General features: G+C 69.7%; 5 protein-coding genes and 1 pseudogene. 2 read left to right on the top strand and 4 right to left on the bottom strand.

Annotation, left to right across the window (positions count from 1 at the left end; all coding sequences use genetic code 11):
- The first annotated feature begins 161 nt into the window (after nt 1–161).
- Nucleotides 162–296, top strand: a complete 135-nt coding sequence (locus ACYVKZ_RS17575) for a hypothetical protein (protein WP_460993548.1) — start codon at nt 162–164, stop codon at nt 294–296.
- A gap of 98 nt (nt 297–394) precedes the next feature.
- Nucleotides 395–745, top strand: a complete 351-nt coding sequence (locus ACYVKZ_RS17580; protein WP_460993549.1) for a hypothetical protein — start codon at nt 395–397, stop codon at nt 743–745.
- 640 nt (nt 746–1,385) lie between these two features.
- Here the strand turns inward: ACYVKZ_RS17580 and istA are convergent.
- From istA to ACYVKZ_RS17600, 4 genes and pseudogenes are all read right to left on the bottom strand, one after another.
- Nucleotides 1,386–2,243: pseudogene (gene istA, locus ACYVKZ_RS17585) on the bottom strand (IS21 family transposase); the annotation flags it as partial.
- A 173-nt stretch (nt 2,244–2,416) separates the two neighbouring features.
- Nucleotides 2,417–2,647 carry a hypothetical protein gene (locus tag ACYVKZ_RS17590; protein ID WP_460993550.1) on the bottom strand — a complete coding sequence of 77 codons (231 nt, stop codon included), beginning with the start codon at nt 2,645–2,647 and terminating at the stop codon, nt 2,417–2,419.
- Between the two features lie 418 nt (nt 2,648–3,065).
- Complete coding sequence (locus ACYVKZ_RS17595; protein WP_460993551.1) at nt 3,066–3,815, bottom strand: enoyl-CoA hydratase/isomerase family protein; 750 nt, start codon at nt 3,813–3,815, stop codon at nt 3,066–3,068.
- A 20-nt stretch (nt 3,816–3,835) separates the two neighbouring features.
- The coding region (locus ACYVKZ_RS17600; RefSeq protein WP_460993552.1) for a CaiB/BaiF CoA transferase family protein at nt 3,836–4,432 on the bottom strand (597 nt) is incomplete at its 5' end.

The following is a 4,432-nucleotide window of genomic DNA, read 5'->3' on the forward strand; positions in this document are numbered from 1 at the left end:
GATCCCGGACTTCAGTAAGGGTGCTCAAGTCGGTGGCCGGGCGGCCGGGCAGCGGCCGGCCTACGGGCGCTGTCGGCGACCCTTGAAAATGAGAGAAGACCCGGCGAATGAGCCGTGCGTGCTCCTGCTTTGCGGCGAACTCGAGGCGGAGAATGTGCCTTATGGACAAGGACAGCGCCTCCGACCAGGAATACCCCGAGTTCTTCGCCGAGACTCCGAGGGGGTTCGTCCTCTTCACCTGCAATCCGGATCTTCTGGCAGGCAAGCCGGGTGCCGCCCCTGATGCGCCCAATTAAGTCCTCGTCAGGCAGTACGAGGACGGCAGGGAGGGCACTGTGTTCCACGTGATGGAGCTGGGCCCCAAGTTCCGCAGATACCGGGAGGAGAACCCGTCATGAATGAGAAGGACATCGACTACGACGCCCTCGCCGCACGGCTGACCGCCCCAGGCCAGCCTCTTCCGGCCGCCGAGGAAGTCCGGGTCGGCGAAGCCGCGGCCGCCGGGGGGCGGGAGTTCATGGTTTCCCAGTACGGCAGCTGGGAGGCCGTCGAAGAGGCCATCCGGGCTGGACGGCCGAGGCTGGGCGGCGGGCATGGTCCGTCCCCGGTGGCCCGCACCCGGGTGACGGTGCAGCAGGACGCGGCCCTGTCCGAGCTCGAGGCCGAGACCGGCAAGAAGCGCTCCGAGCTGCTCCGCGACGCCATCGACCTCCTGCTCGCATCGCGCCACAAGCTCGCCAGCTGAGGCCATGCCCCAGATGCACGGTGAGTCGTCGGCCAGACGTCGACGGTAGCGTTTGAGGGCCCTTCGCTGGGCAGTTTTGCGGTCAGGTCATCCGGGATGTTTCGCGCGCGACCTGGGCCCAGAGGGCCGCATCGTCGAGCGGGATCGTCTTCATCCGCTCGTAGAGCTGGCCGACTTCGGCGGTGGCCTTCTCCCACTCGGCGGCAGTGGGCTCGTGGACCTCGCGGCCCTCGGCGGTCGGGCGCTTCCCCTGGGCGGCCGCCTGCCATTCGACAAGGGCTGCGGCCACGGTCTCGTCCGTGACGTTCCACCCCTTGCGCAGCTGCGGCAGGGCCAGGTCCCGGGCGATCCTTCCGCCGCCGAACCACACCGGCTTCCCCGCCTTGCTCTCCGGCCGGAGAGCGACTGAATAGCCGGCAACGGCCCCGGTGCCGCCCTGGGCGAAGCGGGGTCGCACGAGGACCCCACAACGGCGCAGGCGCCGGACGAACTCGGCCTCGTCCACGCTCGCCGTGGACGCCGCCCGCAGGACGCGCTGGAGCCGGTCACGGTCCAGCTCTGCCGCGCCCATCGCGACGGCGCGCTCCCGTTCCTTGGGGTGGTAGCCGCGCTCGGCATGCGGCCCGCGCACGACCAGGGCCGGGAGCGGGAGCATCGAGCGCCGGTCACTCTCGAGCAGGTCTGCCGGGCGCGCGCCCAGGGCACGGACCGTGCGCTGGTTCGCCCGCACCAGCCATTCGGCCAGGTGGGCGTTGAAGTCCTCCGGGTCCTGGAACCGGCGCCCGGGCAGGAACGAGGTCTCCAGGAACCGGTTCGCCCGCTCCACGATGCCCTTGGACTCCGGGTCGAACGGCTTCAGCTGCACGATCCTGGTCGCCAGGCTCCCGCAGAAGCCGGCCACCCCCTCCGCGAGGCTGTTCCGACGCCCGATGCCGGCCTCGTTGTCCGAGACCAGCCGCCGCGGCACCGCGCCCAGCTGCCCCGAGAGCAGACACCACATCCCGGCCAACAGGTCCGGGGTCCTGCGGGAGGGAAGCATCCTGGCCGTGATGAACCGCGAGTACGAGGCCACGACCACCAGCACCGGGAACGAGGCCCATTCCCCCGTCCCGGAGGGCACACGGTGCGGCGGGAACCACAGGTCGCAATGGGCCTGGTCCCCGGGGGCATGCTCGAGCCGGTCGGCCGGGTCCTTCGGCGCGTACTCGGGCCGCAGCAGCGCCACCCTCTTCCGGAACCAGGACTCCGAGCCCGCCCAACCCAGCCGCTCGGCGATCACCGAGGCCGGCATCCCCGGGAACCCGGCCAGGACCGCCCGCACCCGGCCCTCGTACACATCGAACGCCGAGGACCGCCGAGGCTGCCGGTAGACCGGCGGACCCTCGGACTTCAGCGCCCGGGCGACGGTGTTCCTCGACAGGCCCAGCTGCCTCGCGGTCTGCGCCTGCGGCACACCCTCCGACAGATGGAGCTGCCGGATCAGAGCCCAATCCTCCACAGTGATCACCCGTCCAATCGTGGATCCAGGTGCTCAAATCCTCAGGAGCGATCCTGCTCAATTCCTCACGAGCGCCGACACATCAGCGCGAGTCGCGGAAGGCCGGGCGGAAGCGGAGGGCCGACCAGACGCCGTCCAGGGTGACCTGCGGTGCCGCAGCCTCGGGGGTGGGCTCAGTCGTGCTCGGCGCGGGCTTCCTGGGTGCGGGCCTTGCCGCGGCGGCGGAGTGCCTCGATGCCGATGGAGGCGACGGAGACCAGGACGATGAGGGTGGCCAGGACGTCGATGTTCTTGGCGACGAACTCGACGTGCCCCCAGCTAACCGCTATGCCGCTCCCCGATGCACCGGTTCCGGACGTGGACCAGGATCCACTGTCGCCTACTTGGTGGCCGGAGGGAACCATATGGCACTACACGGACGCGGCCGGTCTTGCGTGCATCATCGAGCACAATATTCTCCGTGCGAGGGCCACCGCGTTCATGAACGACCACCAGGAGATGCACACCGGCTAGCACATCTTCGACAACCTCGTTGACAGGCATTTCAGCTTTGTCGACGCATCGGTGCAGGCTGAGTTCCGGAGGCTGGTCAAACACGGGCTTCGGAACGACCGGTACAGGACGTACATCGCATGTGCTTCAGGCAGGTCGGACAGCCTCACGATGTGGCGCAAGTACGCGGGTGAAACTGGGTTTGCCATCGCGCTGGACGCCCGGACGCCGCTTCGAATGCGGCGCGCCACAAGTAGAGGGAGGGGCCCGCAATCGCTGATGAGCATTGCGGGCCCGTTCCCCCGTTGTCGCTGGATCGGCTTTGCGGGGTCAGCTGCGGCGTCGGTGGAGGAACGCGGCAACCCTCTTCGGGAACTCCACCGGGTCCATCGCGAGGCCGGGCGGCTCGTGGCGCACGGGCTCGACGAGCGGCCGCAGCCCGAGATCGACAGCGGCCTTCGCCGCGCGGAGCGATCCCTGGGCGAGGCATCCCCAGGCCTCGAGCAGGTTGCCCAGCTCCGCGTCGACCTGGTCATCGGTGGCAAGAGTGGTGACGAGGCCAGCGGCGTGCGCCTCCTGGCCCGTCAGCATCCGTCCGCCGTAGAGGAGGTCCTTGGCCCGGGCGGGCCCTACCCGCAGGGAGAGCCGGGCCGCGAACGGCGGCGGCACGAGGATTCCAAGCCGTGAGATCGGCATCCCGAGGCGTGCCGACGCGGCAGTTACCTGCAGATCGCAGGCAAGCGCGAGCTGGAAACCGCCCCCAGCGGCAGCTCCCTCGATGACGGCGACAGTGGGCATGGGGAGGTCCTCGATCGCGCGGAACGCCTGCTCCATGCGCGAGAAGCGGCGCGTCACTTCATACGGGTCCGCGCCTTCCCATTCTCGCAGGTCGGACCCCGCGCTGAAGACCCGTCCCCGGCCGCGCACGACGACGGCCCTCACGGAATCCTCGGCCGCTAGCTCGCGTGCAACGCGCCCGAGCTCCTCCCACTGGTCCATGCCCAGGGCGTTCAGCCGTTCGCCTGTTCCAAAGGTGAGCGTCGCGACGGCGTCCGCGATCTCGACAGCGACTCGCTCCACGACGCCGGCCTCTGGCCTCGTCACTGCACCGCCCCGGACTCGTGCAGCTGGTCGATGTCTGAACGGGAGAATCCGAGCCCAGTCAAGATCTCGTCGCTGTGCTGACCCAGCAGCGGCGGCGCGGTCCGGACGGCCGCGGGTGTCCGGGTGAGCCGGACCGGGCAGTTCACGACCTTGAGCGGGCCGGCCTCGGGGTGCTCGACCTCGGCGACCATGCCCCGCGCGAGCACCTGCGGGTCCTTGAGCGCCTGGTCGACCGTCTGGATCGGGCCCACAGGAACCCCTGCCGCGTCCAGCCGGGCGACCCACTCCTGGGTGTTCGCCTGGCGCAGTTCCTGTTCGAGAATCGGGATGAGCTCGTCACGGTGTGCCACGCGTGAGGGGTTCGTCGCGAAGCGCGGGTCGTCTCCGAGGTCCGCGCGGCCGAGGGCTCCGGCGAACTTGGTCCACAGGCTGTCGTTTCCGACCGCGACCATGACGAAGCCGTCAGCGGTGGGGAAGGCCTGATACGGCGCGATGGTCGGATGCGCGGAGCCGTAGCGACGCGGGATGTCGCCGCTGGCGAAGTAGCCGCTGGCCACGTAGGTGAGCCAGGAGACCGAGCCGTCGAGCAGGCT

The organism is Sinomonas soli (assembly GCF_054782415.1).